A 19,463-nucleotide genomic window follows, 5' to 3' on the forward strand; every position below is an offset into this window, starting at 1 on the left:
TATTTTCAATTGTAGATTTTTCTTTTTTTCTTCATTTGGATAAACCAGATGGTATTTGGAAAATTCGTATCATGCCCTTCAATCTGGAGTACGATTTAGAAATAAAAACATTTGGTTTTCGAGTTAACGATGTTTTATCTACTTATGACTTCAGAGTGTGAAAGAGGAAGTAGCATGAAAAAAAGTTACATTGCTTTTTTGCATTTCTTATGTGTCTTTTGTATATGAGTTGGTCTAAAGAAGGTTGGAAAGGCATTTTACTTCTTTTATTAAAAGGTATTGTTATTTTTGTCGTTGTTTACGGTGTCGTATTTGTTATTGTATGTTCGATCATGAAGCTAGTTCGTTTTTTAAAAAGACGTCTGCAATGAATGATACGTTGCACAAAATATTTTTCGAACGATTCCATCATCCCATATGGGTTGGTTTTTTGTTATACTTGTTTCATCGATACATAGAAAGGACAACGAAGATGGAACGAGGACATTTGTTATTAATTGACGGGATGGCATTATTGTTTCGAGCGTTTTATGCGACAGCACCGCGTTGGATGATCAATAGCCGTGGTGTGCCAACGAATGCGGTATATGGGGTAGTGAAACAAATCGAAGCGGCAACAAATGCACTTCAGCCGACGCATGTCGTTTGTTGTTGGGACATGGGAAGCACGACGTTTCGCACGGAATGGTTTCCAGACTATAAAGCGAATCGTGGGGAGCCGCCGTGTGAATTAGTTCCGCAGTTTGATTTGGCGAAAGAAGCGGTTGCGATGCTTGGCATTCCGAATATCGGCGTACTTGGTGCCGAAGCGGACGATTGCATCGGCTCGCTTGTAAAGCAATATCGTGATGGGATGAGCATTTCGATTGTGACTGGAGACCGTGATTTATTTCAGCTTCTTTCAGAGCGTGTGACGGTCTATTTGTTGGCGAAAGGCATCGGCAACTACGAGGCGTATACGCTTGAACGCTTTATTGAAGAAAAACGGATTCAACCACAGCAGCTCGTCGATGTGAAAGCGCTCATGGGCGATGCAAGCGACAATTACCCAGGCGTGCGCGGCATCGGTGAAAAACAAGCGTTTAAACTTATTCAACAATACGGATCAATTGAAGGAATCATCGAAAATTTTGCGAACTTAACAAAAGCACAGCAACAAAAAATAACCGAACATCTCGACTTGCTTCATTTGTCGCGAAAACTTGCGGCCATCCATTGCGATATTCCGATTTCCTTACGATTGGAAGAAGCGAAATGGGAGGGAGAGTGCAAGCGGTTTGCGGAAGTATTAGAAGCGATCCGGTAAGACGAAAAACCCAGCCCCATATAGAGGCTGGTTTTTATGTCCGCACTTGCCCGTTCCCGTACACGAGCGTTTTTGTTGTCGTGATGGCGCGTAAGCCCATTGGACCGCGGGCGTGCAGTTTTTGTGTGCTAATGCCGATTTCCGCACCGTATCCGAACTGTTCGCCGTCGGTGAAGCGAGTGGAGGCATTATGGTACAATACAGCGGCATCGACATGAGCAAAAAACTGCTCTACATGTTCATCGGTTTCAGAAATAATCGCTTCGGAATGTTTTGTACCGTAGCGTTCAATGTGTTCAATGGCTTCATCGACCGTTTCGACGAGCTTCACCGCTAAAATCGGGGCCAAAAATTCAGTCGCCCAGTCGGCCTCTGTCGCTTCATGAACGAACGGATATGTAGACGAGAGCCGTTTGTCGCCGCGCAGCTCGACCCCTTTTTCATGCAGCGTTTCAAGCAACTCGTTTATATATGGCCATTTTTGATGAATGATGACCGTTTCAACTGCATTGCAAACGGACGGGCGTTGCAGTTTAGCGTTTATGACAATATCAATCGCCATTTCTTTTTCAGCAGAGTCGTCAATGAAAATATGGCAATTGCCGACGCCTGTTTCTAACACAGGAATTGTGGCGTGTTCGACGACCGATTGAATAAGTCCAGCACCTCCCCGTGGAATGAGAACATCCACATATTCTTTTAAACGAAACATATGTTGTGCTGTTTCACGGCTCGTATCTTCTAATAATTGAATCGCATCGGATGGAACTGACGATTGTTTTAACGCTTCTTGCATGACGGATACGAGCGCTTTATTCGAGTGAATGGCGGACGAGCTACCGCGCAACAAGACGGCATTTCCCGTTTTTAAACAAAGACTAGCTGCATCGACTGTTACATTTGGACGGGCTTCATATACCATGCCGACAACGCCGAGTGGCACGCGAATTTGTTTTAATAGGAGTCCGTTTGGTCGTGCCCATTGTTCGATCGTTTCTCCAATTGGATCTGGGAGGTTGATGACTTGGCGAACGCCATCAGAAATTTGATGAATGCGTTCTTCGGTAAGTTGCAACCGGTCAAGCAAGGAAGGGGAGAGCCCGTTTTCTTTTCCGATCGCCATATCTTTTTCATTTTCTTGTAAAATGTACGGCATTTGCGCAATCAACGCTTCCGCGATCATTGAAAGCGCCTCGTTTTTTTCTTCCGTCGATAAAATCGCTAAACGTTTCGCGGCATGTTTTAATTTTTTTGCTTTTGTTAGTAATTCGTTCATCCGTTTTCGCTCCTTTCGTTTCTAGTGGACAGGCGTCCTTTTTAAGCAAACTAAATGATCGCGATGAATGACTTCTGGGCGGTGATGGAAAGAGTATTGTTTTGCGTGTTCACTTGCCATCCCTTTTACTTTTTGTAAGTCATCCGCAGCATAATATACTTGCCCTCTAGCGATCACGTCGCCTTTTTGATTGACGACGTTGACGACATCGAGCGCTTGGAACGAACCGAACACATTGGTCACCCCAGCAGGCAACAAGCTTTTTCCTTTATGTAAAAGGGCATTTTCTGCTCCTTCATCAATTTCAATTGTTCCGGACACTTTTGAATGATAAGCAATCCATTGTTTGCGCATTTGCATCTGTTCTTGAAAAGGAGAGCCGATATACGTCCCGTCGCCTTTTCCTTCTAAGATATGTTTGATTTTTTCTTTTCCTGTTCCTGTCCCGATAAAGACGCTGACACCAAAAGAAAGAGCTTTTTGTGCGGCAAGCAGCTTCGATTTCATTCCCCCCGTTCCAACCGCTGATCCGCTACCTCCAGCTTGTTCCAACAGTTCGTCAGTAATTTCAGACAGAAAATGATATTTTTTTGCTTCCGAGCGGCTTGGGTGTTGGTCATATAGGCCGTTAATGTCCGTTAAAATGATCAAGGCATCCGCATGCAAAAAACCGGCTACAAGCGCGGACAATAAATCGTTATCTCCGAACGTCAACTCTTCCACTGAAATTGAGTCGTTTTCATTAATAATTGGAAGAACGCCACGTTCTAACAATGTAGAAATTGTCGCAAATAAGTTACGAAACCGCTCGCGATCGTAAAAATCTGCGCGTGTTAACAACAATTGTCCGGCAACGATATCAAACGAACGAAAGGCGGAAATGTAGCTTTGCATCAGCATTCCTTGCCCGACAGCCGCGGCTGCTTGTTTTCCCGCAATCGTTTTCGGACGCGAACGATACCCAAGCAGCCCAAACCCAGCGGCGACCGCTCCGGAAGAAATGAGAATGATATCGTGCCCAAGTTGTTTCATATGCGCAAGTGCTTCAACATGTTCACGTAGTTTTTGTTCCGAAAGCGTCCCGTTTTTTTCGGTTAATGAGCTACTGCCAATTTTGACGACGATTCGCTTTTTTCTCACCATTTCACCCCTTTCCACAAAATAAAAAACGCTTTTTCGCCCTTACAGAAAAGGACGGAAAAGCATTTTTTCCGCGGTACCACCTTTTTTGGCGCAATGCGCCCACCTCTTACCCTGTAACGTAGGGAGACGGCTTATGTTTGCATAAGCGGCCGTATAGGGTAGGTTCAACCGACTTTCCGTGAGGAACCTTCCAGCCTATGGGTTCCATTCTCTGTCACATTCCATCGGTTTACTCGTCCCGTACCTCGTTCCATATATACCTTTTTTCAGAATTATGAAACAAAAAAACAAAGATGTCAACGGATTTTTTGAACATAAAAAAGTAAATGTATGAAACTTTTACCTGTATTTATACGTTATAATGGAATAAAGGAGAAAGGAGTGGAAAACATGGGATTAGTGTTGCAACATGTAACAAAACAGTTTGGCTCGTTTACAGCAGTAGATGATGTGACGTTGTCTATTCCGGAAAAGGGTATATTTGGATTTCTGGGGGCGAACGGAGCAGGAAAAACGACAACATTTCGAATGATCTTAGGATTGCTTGAGCCAACGAAAGGGGAGATTACATGGAACGGTGAGCATATTACGTATAGACATAGTCATCTCATCGGATATTTGCCGGAAGAAAGAGGATTGTATCCAAAACTAAAAGTAAAAGAACAGCTTATTTATTTAGGGAGATTGCGAGGATTACATAAAGAAGAAATTGTAAAAGAAATGCACAATTGGCTGGAGCGTTTTAAAATCCCGCAATATGAAAATCAAAAAGTAGAACAGTTATCGAAAGGTAATCAACAAAAAATTCAATTTATCGCTGCGGTGTTACATCGTCCGCAATTGCTGATTTTAGATGAACCATTCAGCGGATTAGATCCGGTAAATGTTGAAATGTTGAAAAAGGCAGTAATAGATTTACAACAACAAGGAACAACGATTGTCTTTTCAAGTCACCGGATGGAACATGTTGAACAATTATGTGAACATATATGCATTATGCATAAAGGAAGACCTATTGTTCATGGATCAATTAAAGAAATTAAGCAATCTTTCGGCAAGAAAAATGTCATTATTCACGGAGAACTTCCGTTTGAAACATTAACAAACGTTCCTGGCGTATTAAAAATGGAGAAAACGGTTGAAGGAGTTCGCTTACAAATAGCAGATGAAAGTGTATCCCAGCGCATTCTTGAACATATTTATGCAAAAGGATTTATTCGCACATTTTCATTAGAAGAACCATCGTTGAATGATATTTTTATTGAGAAAGTAGGTGCAGCGTATGAACAATAAGTTTTGGATTGTTTTTCTCCATACGTATGTAACAAAATTAAAATCAAAGTCTTTTTTCATTTCAACGATTGTTACTGCTTTGATTGTATTTGGTATTAGTCAGCTAGATCGTATCATTGAAGCGTTTAGCGATAATGGTCAAAAAACAATTGGTGTTATTGATGAAACAAATGGGTGGTACGAAGCATTGCAATCGCAATTGCAATCGAATAAAGAAATAAAACTTGTTCGCCATGATAAAAGTGAGGAACAGGCAAAAGAACTTGTCCAAACAGAAAAGTGGTATGCGTATATTGTACTTGATGTACAAAACGGTCAGCCGAAAGTGACATATTATGCAAAAAATATTGCAGATAGTGATGTCATTCATGGCATTGAGCAAGCATTGCAACAAGTTAAAATTGCGATGATGGCAAAACAAATTGGATTAACGTATGAACAAATAAACGCATTATATGCTCCAATTTCCATAGAAAAAGTAGCGCTTGAAGAACATGCAAAAACAGAAGAACAATTAAATCAAGCAAGAGCGATCGTATATGTGCTATTGTTTGCGATGTATATGTTCGTGTTAATGTACGGAAGTATGATTATGATGGAAGTAGCAACGGAAAAATCATCACGTATTATGGAAATTTTAATTTCAAGTATCTCACCTGTTCAACAATTGTTCGGAAAAATTTTAGGAGTTGCTTTGTTAAGTTTGACGCAGTTTATGTTTATTTTTTCAGTTGGCTATGTCTCGATGAAACAAAGCGATATATTGCATCAGTTGCTTGGTATGAATGAACTCCCGCTTTCTTTAATTACGTACGGCATTATCTTTTTCTTGCTCGGTTATTTGTTGTACGCGATGTTATTTGCGGTACTTGGCTCGATTGTCAGTCGAGTAGAAGAAGTGCAACAAATGGCTGGACCTGTCACAATGTTAGTTGTCGCTGCGTTTATTATGGCGATGTTTGGCTTGAATGCACCGGAATCTCCGTTTATTGCAGCAATGTCGTTTGTTCCATTTTTTGCTCCAATGATTATGTTTTTACGAATCGGAATGCTAAACGTTCCAGTTTGGGAAATCGCTCTTAGCATTGCTTTGCTTATTGGGACAATCGCCTTTTTATTTGTGTTTGGATCAAAAATATATCGCGGTGGCGTGCTCATGTATAATCAAACATCTTCATGGAAAGATCTCAAACGGGCATGGCAATTAACGAAAAAATGAAAAACCGAGCAAACAGCTCGGTTTTTACATCGGCTTTGTCGGTGTCGGCTTCGCATAGCCTTCTTTATATGTTTCATCAATAAGACGGCGAATGTCTTGCACAGACATACCTTTTTCATATTGCTTGATTGAAATGGCTGCGATTTCTAAACAAACTCCGCACTTTGTCGCATGGTCATCCCAGACGATGGCACCATCGCTTTTGTTGTCATATACAAAACAATCATAATTATTTTTGTGATCAACCGATTCACCACAGCCGCAATAACAGGGGATGTTTTCTAACAACGTTTGATGATTTGCAGCCTGTTCGTACAAATGAGCCATGGATTCGTTATGTTTGGCTAAAAAAGACGGCAAACGATGAATGGAAGCCGTTTCTTCGCGTATATCATTTGTTTGATGTTCCTCAGCATGATCATTTTCTTTTTGTGCACATCCACTTAGCAATAAACTAATGGAAAGTATTGCGCTAAACGTAGCTCGCTTTTTCATATCACCCATCCTTTTATTACGAAATTCATTATACAGTCCGACTTTTTTCACTATTTCTTTTTATCTTTTCTACTATTATAATAAAAATAATGGAAAATGATAAGGAAAAAAGGTGGGGGAAAAATGGATTGCATCGAGGTAAAAGGAAACACGGTAGAAGAAGCGATTGCAGAAGGGCTAAAACAACTTCAAGCGACGCGTGAAGATGTCGTCATTGAAATCGTTCAACAAGAGCGTAAAAAATTGTTTGGCATCGTTTCGCAGCCTTCCATTGTTCGATTAACGAAGAAACAACAAGCACAACGAGTTCTCCAACAGGACGAAGGAAAAGCTTGGATTCAAGATGGGGTCTTCCATTATGAATGTTTGGATATAGGTCCGACGATTGTTATTGGTGAAGGCGTCACCTGTCTATATAATGGAAAACAAATCGAAGGAAGTGTGACGTTACAAGAAGGCGACGACGTTCGCATTTGCCCAAAGCAAGAAAGCATTGCACAATCCGTTTGGAGAGTTGATGTAGATGCAAGAAAGATGGAGGCAACGTTGACGTTTGTACCTTGGGTACGACGCCGATATGTACTTGAAGATCAGCAACCATCTAACAAATTACATATACAAGCAAAAATGGAGAATGAGCTCATTTATGATGTGTCATATGAGCAAGTGATGGCGAAACTGCAAGAGTTAGGGATTGTTTACGGCGTGAACGAAGACATGATTCGAGAAGTGTTGCAGTCGGAGAAAAAAGTAAGCACGACTATAGCAAAAGGAGTTGAGCCAATTGAAGGAAAAGACGGTTGGGTGGAAGTAAAAGTAGGAGAGGGGAAAAGGAAGCCGAAAGTACGTGAAGATGGAACGGTTGATTATCGTGAAATGGAAACGCTCGCAACGGTCGGTGAAGGAGATTTAATCGCGATTGTTCATCCCCCGCAGCCTGGAAAGCCGGGATTAACGGTAACGAATGAAGTGATTCCTGTTCGCGAAGTGCATCCAGTCATGATTAAACTAGGCAAAGGTGTAATGATGGATGAAAACCGCATTTTAGCAACAACAGGAGGAAGGCCACAAATAGCGAAAAAAGGAAAAACGGTCGTTGTCTCCATTATTCCAAAGCTCGTTCATCAAGGTGATGTCGATTTATCGGTAGGAAACATTCATTTTAAAGGCGATGTTGAAATTACAGGCAATGTTCAAGACGAGATGGTCGTTGAAGCGCTCGGTAGTATTATGATTTTACAAAATGTCAATCGAGCAAAAATTCGTGCGCAACAATCTATTTTTATTCAACAAAACGTCATTGGCGGTACAGTCACATCAGGTGAAAATAAAATGCTCGTTACACAGCTTATCGGTTTATTACAACAAATTCGCCACTCGCTTGAACGAATGATTGTTGCTATTCAACAATTGATGGTCATGTCAAAAATTCGCGAACAAGATATTTATCCGCTAACGAAAAGGCTGCTTGAAAGTAAGTTTCAAACGATGATGGAAGCAATGAAAAAGTATAAAATGATGTGCGAACAAAAACGCGAACAAATTGGTGAACAATGGTTCGATATCGGTTCGCAGTTGGATGGCTGTTTGCTTGCGGATCGTCCAAACCATTTTCATTGTTTAGAGGGCATGGCAAACTTGCTTCGTGAACTCAATGCATTTATTGGACAATACGATCGCGAAGAAAACGATGCAATTGAACTTTCGCATGCCTCAAATAGCGTCATTCATGGAAGTGGTGACGTGATTGTAGCGGGGAAAGGTTGTTATAATTGCAATATTTATGCTGGGGGAACATTGACTGTTCATGGAGTATTACGTGGCGGTGAAGCGTATGCTCAAAAAGGGATGAAAATTAAAGAAGTCGGATCTTCGCTTGGTATTAAGACGGTGTTAGCTGTGCCAAAGGGAGAGATGATTTATATTGAACATGTTTGGGAAGGAACAATTGTACAATTTGGTAAAAAGACGTATACATTTTTTGAAGAAAAAAAATATGTTGAAATGAAATGGGACGACGAACGTCAAGAAATTATATTTGGATAAAAGACGCAAGCCAATAAAGGCGATGCGTCTTTTGTATATATACTTTTTTGATATAGTATAATGAAAATGTTCTTAATTTTCTTTCTTTTTAAAGGGGGGCATAGAATGAAAGCGGTTACGGATGGGGATATTTTATGGACACCGACGAAAGAACAAATCGAACAATCAAGCGTGAAAAAGTACATGGATTGGCTAAAAGAGAAAAAGGGGCTTGCATTTGATTCGCATGCGGCGTTATGAAAATGGTCGGTCGCTTCGGCACTGAAAAAACTTGGCGTCAAACAAGGAGACCGCGTCGTTGTTTATATGCCGAATATTCCGGAAACAGTTGTCGCATTGTTACAACTAATCACGAAACACGAAATGAAATACGCGCATTTGCTGCGCCGGTCGAAAGCGGGCTGAACGAACTCATACAGTCGCTAAAACAATTGCACGGCCAACGAGAAGACGTGCAAACGTACCACGCCAAAAAAATCGCCAACCGCCTTTGCGACTTGTATTTAAGTGTCGTAGCGTTAAAAGAAGCGGAAGAAAACGAACGAAAACAAATTATCGCCCGCCTTTTCTTACAGCATATTTGGGGATGCGATTTATTCGATGCCGAGATGTTATCGGTTCGTCATTTTGATTTAGTCATGAATGAAACGAAAGAGGTAGAAGTATAAAAAGGCAAGGGACCAAGTCGGTTCCTTGCCTTATAGTAAAACAAACACCGCCAAAAAATGAGCCACAGACCCGCCTAATACAAACAAGTGCCAGACAGCATGATGAAATTTAAAGCCGCGCCATACGTAAAAAACAGCGCCGACTGTGTACAAAATTCCGCCGATGACTAAATATAACACACCGTTTGGCGAAAGGTTGGAAACGAGCGGTTTCCATGCAAATACAATCAACCAGCCCATGATGATATATATGATCGTCGATGTATATAAAAAGCGGTTGACGAAAAAGCATTTAAATACGGTACCGAGGAGCGCAAGCCCCCAGACGATGCCAAATAACGTCCAACCGATCGCTCCTCTCACCGCTAAAAACAGAAACGGCGTATATGTGCCTGCAATAAAAAAGTAAATCGCCGAATGGTCGAAAATTTCAAACAATCGCTTCCAGCGTCCTTCCGGCAACGCGTGCACAATCGTTGATGACAAATACAAAATAAGCATCGTGCTTCCAAACAACGTAAAACTAACAACGTGCCATACATTTCCGTACATCGCAGCCATGGCCGTCAAAATAACGAGCGCCGCGATACTAAACACCGCACCGATGCCATGAGTAATCGCATGCACGATTTCTTCTTCTTTCGTAAACGTATGGGTGAAAGCCAATAGTCTCATTCCTTTCATTGAAAGACATTTTGTTTATTATACCACATCGATATACATTTTTGTGCATTGTTGTTTTCGTTCGCGACATAATGGAAAAAAGAGAGGTGAGGACGATGCAAATACAGGTAGAAAGGCAACGAAAGACAAAAAATGGCCTGTACCATCGTTTATTGGTGTGTTGTTACTTGCGGCGATTGCGTGTGTCGCCATTTCCATTTGCGTCGGTTGGAATTTGACACATAAAGAGCGAAAAGTTTGTTGTTGGGGATGACTGTCTTTTTTCGTTTGGAGCAAATAGATTGTTAAACGACTATCTGGGTCGCGATCAACGAGCGCTGCGATTTTTTCGAATGTACTCGCAGCAAAGTCTTTGCTTTTTAGCTGATATATTAGGTCTTTTACACAAGCTTTTCGATCATATCGATTACCAAAATAAATGCCGATAATCGTCTGAAACACGTAAAAACCAATGACAACATATAATTCTGTTCCATGGAGTTGTGTTAAATCAATTGTACCGTTCATAGCCATTATTTCTGGTAACAATACAAGTTGGCTAACGAATAAGCCGATTGTTTTTCCGATATGTTGTTTAAGCATATACGTCACCTCTCTCCATACTATGAATCAAACGCGCCATTGGGATGGACAAATAAAAGTGAAATAAAAAAAGGGCGAGATGACTGCCCTTTTGCGTTAAAAAATGAAATGTGCAATAAAAACGATAATTGGTAACGTAATAAATGTGCGAAGAAGGAAAATGACAACGAGATCCTTAAACGTAATTGGTAGTTTTGACGCAAGTAGCAATCCGCCTACTTCGGACATGTAAATCAATTGTGTTACAGAAACACAAGCGATAACAAAGCGAGTAAATTCGCTTTCAATGCCGCTACCGATAATGGCAGGTAAAAACATGTCCGCAAAGCCGACAACCATCGTTTGTGCAGCGGCTGACGCTTCTGGCACTTGTAGGAGCGTCAAGATTGGTACAAACGGTTTACCGAGCCATTCAAATACCGGTGTTGTTTCGGCGATAATTAATGCGACCGTTCCAATAGCCATAACGACAGGTAATACGCCTAACCACATATCGATCACGGTTTGTACACCGTTTTTCAATAATTTCCCCATGTCGCTATTGCGCTGTGCCACTTCTGTTGCCTGTTTTAATCCCCATTGAAAAGGAGTATAGCCAGCTGGCACTGTTTCATCAATGGGGGTGTGATGTTCATGATAATATGTGTCTGGCTTTTTTGATAATGGAGGGATACGCGGCATAATGATCGCAGCTACAAGACCAGCAACGACAGTCGTAAAATAGTATGCGCCAAACATATGTTCAAGTTTCATATACGTGATGACAACGATGCTAAATGTAATCGATACAACGGAAAAAGTTGTTCCAATCACCGCTGCTTCTCGCTTCGTATAAAAGCCGTCTTCATATTGTTTATTTGTTAACAATACGCCGATCGTTCCGTCCCCTAACCAAGAAGCAATACAGTCAATGGACGAGCGACCAGGTAATTTAAATACCGGACGCATAATCTTTGTTAAAAGTGCGCCACATAATTCAAGTAATCCGAAATCTAATAGCAAAGGTAAAAACAAGCCTGCAAATAAGAAGACGGAAAACAAAATGGGAATGAGACTATACAACAGCAAAGCACCTGTATTTTCTGACCATACCCATTCCGGACCGATTTGCCACAACGTCATCGCTCCTAAAATTGTTCCAACGATGCGCGCAACGACGAACAAACCATTCACATCGAATAAACGCCGAAGAAATGGGCTGTTCATGATGAAAGAGGGATAAGCAATTTTTGCAACGATTGTGCCAACCGTAGCGATAAACATAAATAAAACAGAAATTGTCGGAATGACTGAAGAAAAGTTTCCTTCGACCCATTTAGCTAAAATAGCTACAGGGATCGTCATCTCACCTTTATAAGGAACAGGGATCATAAATAAAAATACCCCAACAAGCGAAGGAATAAGAAATTTCAGTATGTCAGAGAGATGATGCGATTGTGTATGTTTTTCTTTTTGTACGACATTCATTTTCTAAAACCACCTTCCATTTTATGTTTTGAAAACGGATACATAACATTACTACTATCGTAATATAAAAATGAAAATAGTCAATATAGCAAAATGATTCAGAAATATAAACGAGCGATAAGGACTGCATAAATATGAAAGTATAAAATTATACAAATACACAAATACGAATAAATAATAATTAAGTTATAGTAAAATAGGCAACATAAAGCATAATAAAACAAAGTGACGATATAATCAATCATTTTTTTGTATAAACGTTCAAATTCGAAATTTTTTGTTTTTTTCAACACATTGATGCGTGTATTTTTTCTGTTTATGCGATATGATAAGCGAAAATATGTGTGAAAGGAGTACGGGTAGTGTGGCATTATGGTGAGGAAAAACGGTATGTCCATGAGCTGTTAGAAAAATATCGGGCAGGCAAGCTACCGTTAAGTAGTGTAACAGCCGTCATTCGTTCATGGGTCATTCGCTATCAAAACGAATATTTGTTGAAACAACGATATTTTCAACCTTATCCAGAACCGTTACTTGACGTGACGGATTCAGGAAAAGGAAGAGATTGTTAAAAGAAGCGACAAAGGGTTATCCTTGTCGCTTTTTTGTAACGATATAATACATCGGAATGCCAGATATCGTCACAACAATCGATAAAAATGTATCGAGCGGTGCATGGAGTACCGTACTTATAATAATATATGCTGTGCCAACAATAGCAACAATCGGGGTGAAAGGATAAAATGGCACTCGATATAATTGTTCGTTAGATGGTAATGATTTTCGTAATAAAAATACCGCATAAAAAGCAAAGCCGTAAAATAAAAAGACACTAAAAATAGCAATATCCGTTAAGCGATCTGCATTACCAAGTAACATCATGATAATTGCAATAGTAATTTGCATGAACGTTGCTAATACAGGTGTGCGCCACTTTGGATGGATGCGAGAAAAATAACGAGCAAGTGGAAATAGCCCATCTATTGCCATTGCCAATGGCATGCGAGGGAATGTGAGTACTTTTCCATTTAAACAACCAAAAATAGAAATTAAAATGCCAATAGCGATCAATTTTCCACCAAATGATCCGAATAAAATGGTTGCAGCTTCACTCGCTGCATTCGGACCGAGTGCAACAATGTCATCAGCGCGAAGCACGTGAAGTAATGCTACATTCACAGCTACATAGGCAAACATGACAATAAGAATACCGGTGATAATCGCTTTTGGTAACGTCTTTGCCGGATTTTTCATCTCACCAGCAACAAACCCAACGTTCATCCATCCATCGTACGCCCACAATGTTGCTAAAACTGCCGCCCCGAAGTTTATTGCTTGACTAGAGCCGCTATCCATGCCGAAAATCGGTACATTTCCTTTCACTACACCAAAGACAATAATAAGAAAAATAGGCAATAGTTTTGCTGCCGTTAACACACTTTGAACGATTCCACCAAACTGAGAACCAAGCATATTTACAACGGACAAAAACAAGACTGCCATGATCCCGATCCAAAGTTCGCTTTCTTTTGGTAGAGAAAAAATACCTGCAAACATTGTACCAAAATACAGCCCTAGTGCACCGATGACGGCAGGCCCATAAATGATGGTTTGTACCCATCCGCATAAAAAGCCCCAAAACTTCCCGTAAACTTTTTCAATATATACGTACAATCCACCTGTTTCAGGAATTTTTGAGCTCACTTCTGCAATCGTTAACCCACTAGCTAACGTAATGATTCCCCCGATAATCCAAGCGAGAAGAGCAAATGTTGAATTCCCAGTTGCTTCAATGACAACAGCGGGTTTCATAAAGATACCGGATCCTATCACAGTACCAACGACGATGGCTGTTGCTGTAATAAAGCCGATGCTTTGTTTCAATTCTGTTTTCGTCATGTTGTTCACCTCTAAAAAACAGTTGTTTTTTTGTGTCGGACAATCGATATTATAGCATGAGATGAATGAAAACTTCTTTTTTTGAAAATTAAAATATTGACAGGGAGAAAAGAAAAGAATAAGATAAAATTAAATTTGGTCTAAAGAAACTTTTTTAACCTTAATCATTATTGTTTGCTTGTTCCACATGTCACACGTTTTTTGTTCATGCATATAATGGGCGGCAAACAAATTTTTTTGGCTTTATGTTGTATTGAGGAAACTTTTATATCCTTATACAACTTTTGAAGGAGGATGCATATGAAAAAATGGTTGGTTGTATGGACCGTTTTATTATTGTTGTTCGGTTGTGAAACGAAAGCACCTAAAAAAGACGTTATTTACGTTGTCGCTACAACGGGGCAAATTGCAGATTTAGTTGAACATGTCGGGGGAGAGTATGTTCATGTGGAAGCGTTGATGGGGCCAGGGGTAGATCCGCATTTGTATAAAGCGACACAAGGTGACATTCAGAAGTTAAGTCAAGCAGACATCATCTTTTATAACGGGCTTCATTTAGAAGGAAAACTCGGAGAAATATTCACAAAAATGTCAAAAACGAAAAAAGTCGTCGCAGTAAGTGAAACGATTCCGAAAGAGAAGTTAATTGAAATAGACGGAGTGTATGATCCGCACATATGGTTTGATCTTGATTTGTGGAGATATGCAACGCAAAAGGTAAGAGACGAATTAAGTGCAGTGGATCCGAAACATAAACAAATATATCAAAAACGAGCAGAAGCATATGAATCTCAACTCATGCAGTTAAAAGAGGAAGCCAAAAAAGAGATGAACGCCATTCCAAAAAAACAGCGTGTTTTAATTACAGCCCATGATGCTTTTCATTATTTCGGTCGTGCGTATGATATCGAAGTAGTTGGCCTACAAGGGTTAAGTACAGATGCAGAATACGGATTGAAAGATATTCAAGAACTTGTTGATATGATTGTTGACCGAAATATTCAAGCTGTATTTGTGGAAAGCAGTGTATCGAAAAAGGCAATTGAAGCGGTTGTTGAAGGAGCAAAACAGCGTGGCCATCACGTTTCGATTGGTGGAGAACTATTTTCAGATGCGCTCGGAAAAAAGGGGACTGAAGAAGGGACGTTCATTGGTATGTATCGTTACAATGTTAAAACGATTGCACAAGCATTGAAGGGGGAAGGACGATGAATCCGCTAGTTGTTGACCAAATGACAGTTGCGTATGATCGGCAACTTGTATTAGAAGATGTATCATTTTCTGTTCCAGAAGGAAAGTTAGTAGGGATTATCGGTCCAAACGGAGCAGGAAAATCAACATTAATGAAGGCGATGTTAAATTTTATTCCGCGTATGCACGGGAATGTTTTCGTATATGGCCAACCGTATGAGAAGCAAAGACATCTTGTCGGATACGTTCCGCAACGAAATTCTGTTGATTGGGATTTTCCAACGAATGCGCTTGATGTTGTATTGATGGGGAGATATGGTCATATCGGACTATGGAAACGACCACGAAAAGAAGACGTAGAGATTGCAATGCAATGTTTAGATAAAGTCGGCATGTTGCCTTATGCGAAACGGCAAATTAGCCAACTATCTGGTGGACAGCAGCAGCGTGTGTTTTTAGCGCGTGCACTCGCACAAGATGCTTCTATTTATCTTATGGATGAACCGTTTGTTGGAGTGGATGCCGCGACAGAAAAAGCGATTATTCAACTGTTAAATGAACTAAAAACGCGTGGAAAAACGGTATTGGTTGTCCATCATGATTTGCAAACGGTGCGAGATTATTTCGATTATGTTTTATTGTTAAATAAATGTGTCATAGCGTTTGGTGAAACGGAACGAACATTCACGTATGATCATATTCAAAACACGTATGGTGGAAAAGTGACTTTTCTCCCTACCACACATATTGTGGGGTGAACGAAATGGATGTTAATGTTCAATGGGTATTTACAAGCATGGCTTTGCTCGGATTGGCAAGTGGGATGATTGGCACGTTTGCCTTGCTGAAGAAACAAAGTTTAATAGGGGATGCAATGGCACATGCCGCGTTACCAGGCATTTGTATCGCTTTTCTCTTCCATGGACAAAAATCGCTTCTCGTTTTTTTAATTGGTGCTGCTTGTTCAGGTTATATGGCAACAGTATGTATTCAGTTTATTGTAAAACATACGCGCATTAAAGAAGATGCTGCCATTGGCATCGTATTGTCTGTATTTTTTGGTTTAGGCATTGTGCTATTAACATGGATTAATCAACATGAAGGTGGAAATCAGAGCGGGATCAATGACTTTTTGTTCGGAAAAGCAGCATCGTTAACTGGAAATGATGTGAACGTTTTAACCATAACGGCTGTACTAATGGTTATAACGATCCTCTTTTTTTTCAAAGAGTTCAAAATCATTACATTTGATCGAGCATTTGCGCAAGGAATCGGTATACCTGTGTCGTTGTTGAATGGTGTGCTTATGTTTTTAATCGTTTCGGTTGTTGTGATTGGTTTACAGGCTGTGGGCGTTGTGTTAATGTCTGCGCTACTCATTACGCCGGCGTTAGCTGCAAGATATTGGACTGAAAGACTCGGATGGATGACATTGTTAGCCGGCGTATTTGGTGCTTTATCTGGAGTTGCTGGGGCATATGTGAGTTTGATTGCTTATGTGCCTACCGGTCCACTCGTTATTATTTTTGCGACGGCTCTGTTTCTCTTCTCGTTTTTATTCGCCCCGAAACGTGGTTTATGTAGCAAAATCATTCGTCGGCATGTAGAAAGAAAAAAATTGCGCGTGAAACAACTAATGTATGAGCGAGGGGAGCAGTTATGAGTTATACGATTTGGATTTTGCTTACTGCAACTCTTGTCGGGATTAACTGTGGATTAGTCGGTACATTTCTCGTATTACGGAAAATGTCGATGCTTTCTGATGCGATCAGTCATAGCGTATTGCTAGGAATTGTGGGGGCGTATATGGTAAGCCATCAACTGCAAGGGGTGTCTATGCTCATCGGCGCTTTGCTTGTTGGATTGCTAACAACATTTCTCGTCCAATTGTTGCATCAAAAGGGGGTGCAAAGTGACGCAGCCATCGGGGTTGTGTTTACATGCTTGTTTGCGATCGGGGTTGTCCTCATTTCCTTATTCGCAGATCGTGTTCATTTAGATGTCGAACATGCGCTGATGGGTGAAATTGCATTTGTGCCGTGGGATGTGCTGGAAGTTGGCGGACGAAGTATTGGACCGAAAGCCGTTTGGTTGCTTGGATTTGTTTTAGCGATCAATATATTCGTTATTGTTTTTGCTTACAAAGAATTAAAAATTAGCTCATTTGATAGTGAAATGGCAATTACGCTTGGAATTCCGGTCGTGCTGATTCACTACGTATTAATGGGGATGTTGTCGTTAACGACTGTTGCCTCATTTGATAGTGTTGGTGCCATTTTAGTTGTAGCGATGCTTATTGTACCAAGTGCAACGGCTTACTTGTGGACGGATCGACTTAGCACGATGCTTATATGTAGTGCTTTTATCGGTGTATTGGCATCGGTGATCGGCTACGTGGGAGCGACAGCATTCAACGTCTCTATTTCTGGAGCAATTTCTGTATCAACCGGTGTCATCTTCTTTGTTTCATTATGGATCGCTCCAAAACATGGGGTATTGCGGGAATGGCTGAAAAAATCTCCTGCCTAGGCAGGAGATTTAGTCTTTTATTGCGGAAAGAAATGAATCGATAATACTTACATCATTTGTAACTAGAGAATCAGGAAGTAATGCAATAATGGCCACAACGGTATTTTCTTATTTTTCTGTATTTTTGTCAATACTTTTGTCCACGAAATTTTGGTGCGAAAATGATATAATAGCAAAATAGTTGTTTTGAAGGAGGGATACGATGCGAATACGAGAGTGGGATCGGAACTTACGCATTCGTTTAATTGGGGAGTCATTAGTCGGAGTTACGTTTTGGATGATATTCCCTTTTATCGCGATATATTTTTCTGACATGTTCGGTAGACAAAAAGCGGGCATATTGCTTGTAATTTCGCAACTATTTTCCGTTATTGCGAATTTGCTTGGCGGTTATTTTGCGGATCGATTTGGAAGAAAAAAAATGATGGTGCTTGCTGCGTGTGGACAAGCAGCTGCTTTCTTCTTATTTGCACTATTCAACTCACCGTTATTCTCGTCACCTTTAATGAGTTTTATTTGTTTTGTCCTTGTAAGTGTATGTGGGTCGCTTTATTGGCCAGCGAGTCAAGCGATGGTCGCTGATGTCGTTGCTGAAAAAGATCAACGTCGCGTATTTGCTGTGTTTTATACGATGAATAACGTGATGGTTGTCATCGGTCCGCTGCTTGGCGGAATATTTTATCCAGAATATCGTTTCTTCTTATTTTTGACTGCAGGGACGTTTTGTACGATCGTTGCCATTGTTCTTTTTATTTATTTAGATGAGACAGCACCGATATGGAGAAAACCAACAGGGACATGGTATATGTTTTTTATTGAGCAGTTAAACAATTATCGTCTCATCGTAAAAGATCGCACGTTTCTTTTATTTATTGTTGCTGGTATTCTCGTGGCGCAAACGTTTATGCAACTTGATATTTTACTTCCTGTTTACATTAAAGACGTCGTGTCCCAACAAACGTTATTTTCCATTGGCTCTTGGTCGCTTTCATTAAGTGGAGAAAAAGCGTTTAGTGTCCTTATTGCTGAAAACGGACTGCTTGTCGTTTTATTTACGGTTGCTGTGACGAAATGGATGGAGAACTATAAAGAAAAGTGGGTATTTGTCTTTTCTTCTCTTTTTTACGGGATTGCTATTTTTCTTTTTGGTCAAACCACATCGCTATGGATTATGATGATTCTAATTGCTGTATTTACACTTGCCGAGCTGATGACAGTCGGCTTACAACAAACATTTGTAGCTAAATTGGCACCTGGGCATATGCGTGGACAATATTTTGCCGTAGCGAGTTTACGTTTTACACTCGGGCGCATGATTGCCCCGCTCGTTTTGACGCTCCCATTTGCGTATCATTGGACGTTTTTTATTTTAATGTTACTTGCGATATGCAGTGCGTGGTTGTATGCTGTCATGTTTCAAATGATGGAGGGAAAACGAGCATGATGATCCTCATTCGTCCAAGAGAACAATTGATTAAATGGTTAAAAGAATACGATGAGGCGGTCGTTGATAACGAGCCTCTATCGTATGCCGATCCAAAAGAAAAGGCTGCGTTGTGGTTGACACATCGTACATCATGATGTACATATATGATGTGTAGCCACTTCTTTTTTTCATATTTTCCCTTTTCTTCTCATACATATGATGATGTAAGTATGAGAAAA

The 19,463-nt window shown here is 40.4% G+C and carries 20 protein-coding genes and 1 pseudogene; 14 read left to right on the forward strand and 7 right to left on the reverse strand.

The features are described from left to right. Positions 1 to 224: 224 nt before the first annotated feature. Positions 225 to 371, forward strand: coding sequence for a hypothetical protein (locus tag ABEV15_RS10210; protein ID WP_498853130.1), 147 nt, complete (start codon positions 225 to 227; stop codon positions 369 to 371). Positions 372 to 472: 101 nt separating this feature from the next. After that, positions 473 to 1,306, forward strand: a complete 834-nt coding sequence (locus ABEV15_RS10215) for a 5'-3' exonuclease (protein ID WP_498853131.1) — start codon at positions 473 to 475, stop codon at positions 1,304 to 1,306. A 34-nt stretch (positions 1,307 to 1,340) separates the two neighbouring features. On the opposite strand, the gene ABEV15_RS10220 is transcribed toward ABEV15_RS10215, so the two are convergent. Both ABEV15_RS10220 and proB read right to left on the reverse strand, forming a co-directional pair. Beyond that, positions 1,341 to 2,582, reverse strand: a complete 1,242-nt coding sequence (locus tag ABEV15_RS10220) for a glutamate-5-semialdehyde dehydrogenase (RefSeq protein WP_498853132.1) — start codon at positions 2,580 to 2,582, stop codon at positions 1,341 to 1,343. Between the two features lie 21 nt (positions 2,583 to 2,603). Continuing rightward, positions 2,604 to 3,725, reverse strand: coding sequence for a glutamate 5-kinase (gene proB / locus ABEV15_RS10225; protein WP_498853133.1), 1,122 nt, complete (start codon positions 3,723 to 3,725; stop codon positions 2,604 to 2,606). A gap of 390 nt (positions 3,726 to 4,115) precedes the next feature. Here proB and ABEV15_RS10230 point away from each other — a divergent pair, with 390 nt between their 5' ends. Both ABEV15_RS10230 and ABEV15_RS10235 read left to right on the forward strand, forming a co-directional pair. Continuing rightward, positions 4,116 to 5,018, forward strand: coding sequence for an ABC transporter ATP-binding protein (locus ABEV15_RS10230; protein WP_498853134.1), 903 nt, complete (start codon positions 4,116 to 4,118; stop codon positions 5,016 to 5,018). Next, the gene (locus tag ABEV15_RS10235) at positions 5,008 to 6,237 is read left to right on the forward strand and encodes an ABC transporter permease (RefSeq protein WP_498853135.1); all 1,230 of its coding nucleotides are present in this window, start codon (positions 5,008 to 5,010) and stop codon (positions 6,235 to 6,237) included. The genes ABEV15_RS10230 and ABEV15_RS10235 overlap by 11 nt, the downstream gene beginning before the upstream one ends. Before the next feature lie 24 nt (positions 6,238 to 6,261). Here ABEV15_RS10235 and ABEV15_RS10240 read toward each other — a convergent pair whose 3' ends face one another. Then, positions 6,262 to 6,732 (reverse strand): PCYCGC motif-containing (lipo)protein, encoded by a 471-nt coding sequence (locus ABEV15_RS10240; RefSeq protein WP_429633102.1) that lies wholly within the window; start codon positions 6,730 to 6,732, stop codon positions 6,262 to 6,264. A 123-nt stretch (positions 6,733 to 6,855) separates the two neighbouring features. On the opposite strand from ABEV15_RS10240, the gene ABEV15_RS10245 reads away from it, so the two are divergent. From ABEV15_RS10245 to ABEV15_RS10255, 3 genes and pseudogenes are all read left to right on the forward strand, one after another. Beyond that, entirely contained in the window at positions 6,856 to 8,778 is a 1,923-nt protein-coding gene (locus tag ABEV15_RS10245) for a flagellar assembly protein A (protein WP_498853136.1), read from the forward strand. Positions 8,779 to 8,883: 105 nt separating this feature from the next. Further along, positions 8,884 to 9,120, forward strand: a pseudogene (locus tag ABEV15_RS10250) (AMP-binding protein); the annotation flags it as partial. Next, positions 9,015 to 9,446 carry a hypothetical protein gene (locus tag ABEV15_RS10255; protein ID WP_429633146.1) on the forward strand — a complete coding sequence of 144 codons (432 nt, stop codon included), beginning with the start codon at positions 9,015 to 9,017 and terminating at the stop codon, positions 9,444 to 9,446. The pseudogene ABEV15_RS10250 and the gene ABEV15_RS10255, both read left to right, overlap by 106 nt. 30 nt (positions 9,447 to 9,476) lie before the next feature. Here ABEV15_RS10255 and trhA read toward each other — a convergent pair whose 3' ends face one another. From trhA to ABEV15_RS10270, 3 genes are all read right to left on the reverse strand, one after another. Further along, positions 9,477 to 10,130, reverse strand: a complete 654-nt coding sequence (gene trhA / locus ABEV15_RS10260; RefSeq protein ID WP_429633106.1) for a PAQR family membrane homeostasis protein TrhA — start codon at positions 10,128 to 10,130, stop codon at positions 9,477 to 9,479. 18 nt (positions 10,131 to 10,148) lie between these two features. Beyond that, a complete protein-coding gene (locus tag ABEV15_RS10265; RefSeq protein WP_498853137.1) occupies positions 10,149 to 10,712 on the reverse strand; it encodes a hypothetical protein in 564 nt (187 codons plus the stop codon). Between the two features lie 96 nt (positions 10,713 to 10,808). Beyond that, positions 10,809 to 12,179, reverse strand: a complete 1,371-nt coding sequence (locus ABEV15_RS10270; RefSeq protein ID WP_429633110.1) for a YjiH family protein — start codon at positions 12,177 to 12,179, stop codon at positions 10,809 to 10,811. A 362-nt stretch (positions 12,180 to 12,541) separates the two neighbouring features. Between ABEV15_RS10270 and ABEV15_RS10275 the strand changes: the two genes are divergently transcribed. Continuing rightward, positions 12,542 to 12,751 carry a DUF1722 domain-containing protein gene (locus ABEV15_RS10275; RefSeq protein ID WP_339173998.1) on the forward strand — a complete coding sequence of 70 codons (210 nt, stop codon included), beginning with the start codon at positions 12,542 to 12,544 and terminating at the stop codon, positions 12,749 to 12,751. 16 nt (positions 12,752 to 12,767) lie between these two features. Here the strand turns inward: ABEV15_RS10275 and ABEV15_RS10280 are convergent, their stop codons facing one another. Next, positions 12,768 to 14,078, reverse strand: coding sequence for an APC family permease (locus tag ABEV15_RS10280; RefSeq protein ID WP_498853138.1), 1,311 nt, complete (start codon positions 14,076 to 14,078; stop codon positions 12,768 to 12,770). Between the two features lie 300 nt (positions 14,079 to 14,378). Here ABEV15_RS10280 and ABEV15_RS10285 point away from each other — a divergent pair, with 300 nt between their 5' ends. The 6 genes from ABEV15_RS10285 to ABEV15_RS10310 all read left to right on the forward strand — a co-directional run bounded on the left by ABEV15_RS10285 (position 14,379) and on the right by ABEV15_RS10310 (position 19,379). Beyond that, positions 14,379 to 15,290: a metal ABC transporter solute-binding protein, Zn/Mn family gene (locus tag ABEV15_RS10285; protein ID WP_004890167.1), complete on the forward strand. Its 912-nt coding sequence runs from the start codon at positions 14,379 to 14,381 to the stop codon at positions 15,288 to 15,290. After that, positions 15,287 to 16,027 carry a metal ABC transporter ATP-binding protein gene (locus ABEV15_RS10290; protein WP_498853139.1) on the forward strand — a complete coding sequence of 247 codons (741 nt, stop codon included), beginning with the start codon at positions 15,287 to 15,289 and terminating at the stop codon, positions 16,025 to 16,027. Before ABEV15_RS10285 ends, ABEV15_RS10290 begins: the two co-directional genes overlap by 4 nt. Positions 16,028 to 16,032: 5 nt before the next feature. Then, positions 16,033 to 16,932, forward strand: coding sequence for a metal ABC transporter permease (locus ABEV15_RS10295; protein ID WP_339174003.1), 900 nt, complete (start codon positions 16,033 to 16,035; stop codon positions 16,930 to 16,932). Beyond that, positions 16,929 to 17,798: a metal ABC transporter permease gene (locus ABEV15_RS10300; RefSeq protein WP_498853140.1), complete on the forward strand. Its 870-nt coding sequence runs from the start codon at positions 16,929 to 16,931 to the stop codon at positions 17,796 to 17,798. Before ABEV15_RS10295 ends, ABEV15_RS10300 begins: the two co-directional genes overlap by 4 nt. Positions 17,799 to 18,000: 202 nt before the next feature. Next, positions 18,001 to 19,242 carry an MDR family MFS transporter gene (locus ABEV15_RS10305; protein ID WP_498853141.1) on the forward strand — a complete coding sequence of 414 codons (1,242 nt, stop codon included), beginning with the start codon at positions 18,001 to 18,003 and terminating at the stop codon, positions 19,240 to 19,242. Beyond that, positions 19,239 to 19,379, forward strand: a complete 141-nt coding sequence (locus ABEV15_RS10310) for a hypothetical protein (RefSeq protein ID WP_429633119.1) — start codon at positions 19,239 to 19,241, stop codon at positions 19,377 to 19,379. The genes ABEV15_RS10305 and ABEV15_RS10310 overlap by 4 nt, the downstream gene beginning before the upstream one ends. Positions 19,380 to 19,463: the final 84 nt, after the last annotated feature.

The sequence above is a fragment of the Bhargavaea massiliensis genome, assembly GCF_050480245.1.
In the GTDB taxonomy this organism is placed as follows: Bacteria; Bacillota; Bacilli; order Bacillales; family Anoxybacillaceae; genus Anoxybacillus.

Coding starts and splice junctions, on each gene's coding strand:
- ABEV15_RS10220 (WP_498853132.1), bottom strand. CDS start 2,582: ATGAACGAATTACTAACAAAAGCAAAAAAATTAAAACATGCCGCGAAA.
- ABEV15_RS10270 (WP_429633110.1), bottom strand. CDS start 12,179: ATGAATGTCGTACAAAAAGAAAAACATACACAATCGCATCATCTCTCT.
- ABEV15_RS10280 (WP_498853138.1), bottom strand. CDS start 14,078: ATGACGAAAACAGAATTGAAACAAAGCATCGGCTTTATTACAGCAACA.
- ABEV15_RS10235 (WP_498853135.1), top strand. CDS start 5,008: ATGAACAATAAGTTTTGGATTGTTTTTCTCCATACGTATGTAACAAAA.
- ABEV15_RS10295 (WP_339174003.1), top strand. CDS start 16,033: ATGGATGTTAATGTTCAATGGGTATTTACAAGCATGGCTTTGCTCGGA.
- ABEV15_RS10305 (WP_498853141.1), top strand. CDS start 18,001: ATGCGAATACGAGAGTGGGATCGGAACTTACGCATTCGTTTAATTGGG.
- ABEV15_RS10210 (WP_498853130.1), top strand. CDS start 225: ATGAGTTGGTCTAAAGAAGGTTGGAAAGGCATTTTACTTCTTTTATTA.
- ABEV15_RS10215 (WP_498853131.1), top strand. CDS start 473: ATGGAACGAGGACATTTGTTATTAATTGACGGGATGGCATTATTGTTT.
- ABEV15_RS10290 (WP_498853139.1), top strand. CDS start 15,287: ATGAATCCGCTAGTTGTTGACCAAATGACAGTTGCGTATGATCGGCAA.
- ABEV15_RS10230 (WP_498853134.1), top strand. CDS start 4,116: ATGGGATTAGTGTTGCAACATGTAACAAAACAGTTTGGCTCGTTTACA.
- trhA (WP_429633106.1), bottom strand. CDS start 10,130: ATGAAAGGAATGAGACTATTGGCTTTCACCCATACGTTTACGAAAGAA.
- ABEV15_RS10245 (WP_498853136.1), top strand. CDS start 6,856: ATGGATTGCATCGAGGTAAAAGGAAACACGGTAGAAGAAGCGATTGCA.
- ABEV15_RS10300 (WP_498853140.1), top strand. CDS start 16,929: ATGAGTTATACGATTTGGATTTTGCTTACTGCAACTCTTGTCGGGATT.
- ABEV15_RS10310 (WP_429633119.1), top strand. CDS start 19,239: ATGATGATCCTCATTCGTCCAAGAGAACAATTGATTAAATGGTTAAAA.
- ABEV15_RS10240 (WP_429633102.1), bottom strand. CDS start 6,732: ATGAAAAAGCGAGCTACGTTTAGCGCAATACTTTCCATTAGTTTATTG.
- ABEV15_RS10285 (WP_004890167.1), top strand. CDS start 14,379: ATGAAAAAATGGTTGGTTGTATGGACCGTTTTATTATTGTTGTTCGGT.
- ABEV15_RS10265 (WP_498853137.1), bottom strand. CDS start 10,712: ATGCTTAAACAACATATCGGAAAAACAATCGGCTTATTCGTTAGCCAA.
- proB (WP_498853133.1), bottom strand. CDS start 3,725: ATGGTGAGAAAAAAGCGAATCGTCGTCAAAATTGGCAGTAGCTCATTA.
- ABEV15_RS10255 (WP_429633146.1), top strand. CDS start 9,015: ATGAAAATGGTCGGTCGCTTCGGCACTGAAAAAACTTGGCGTCAAACA.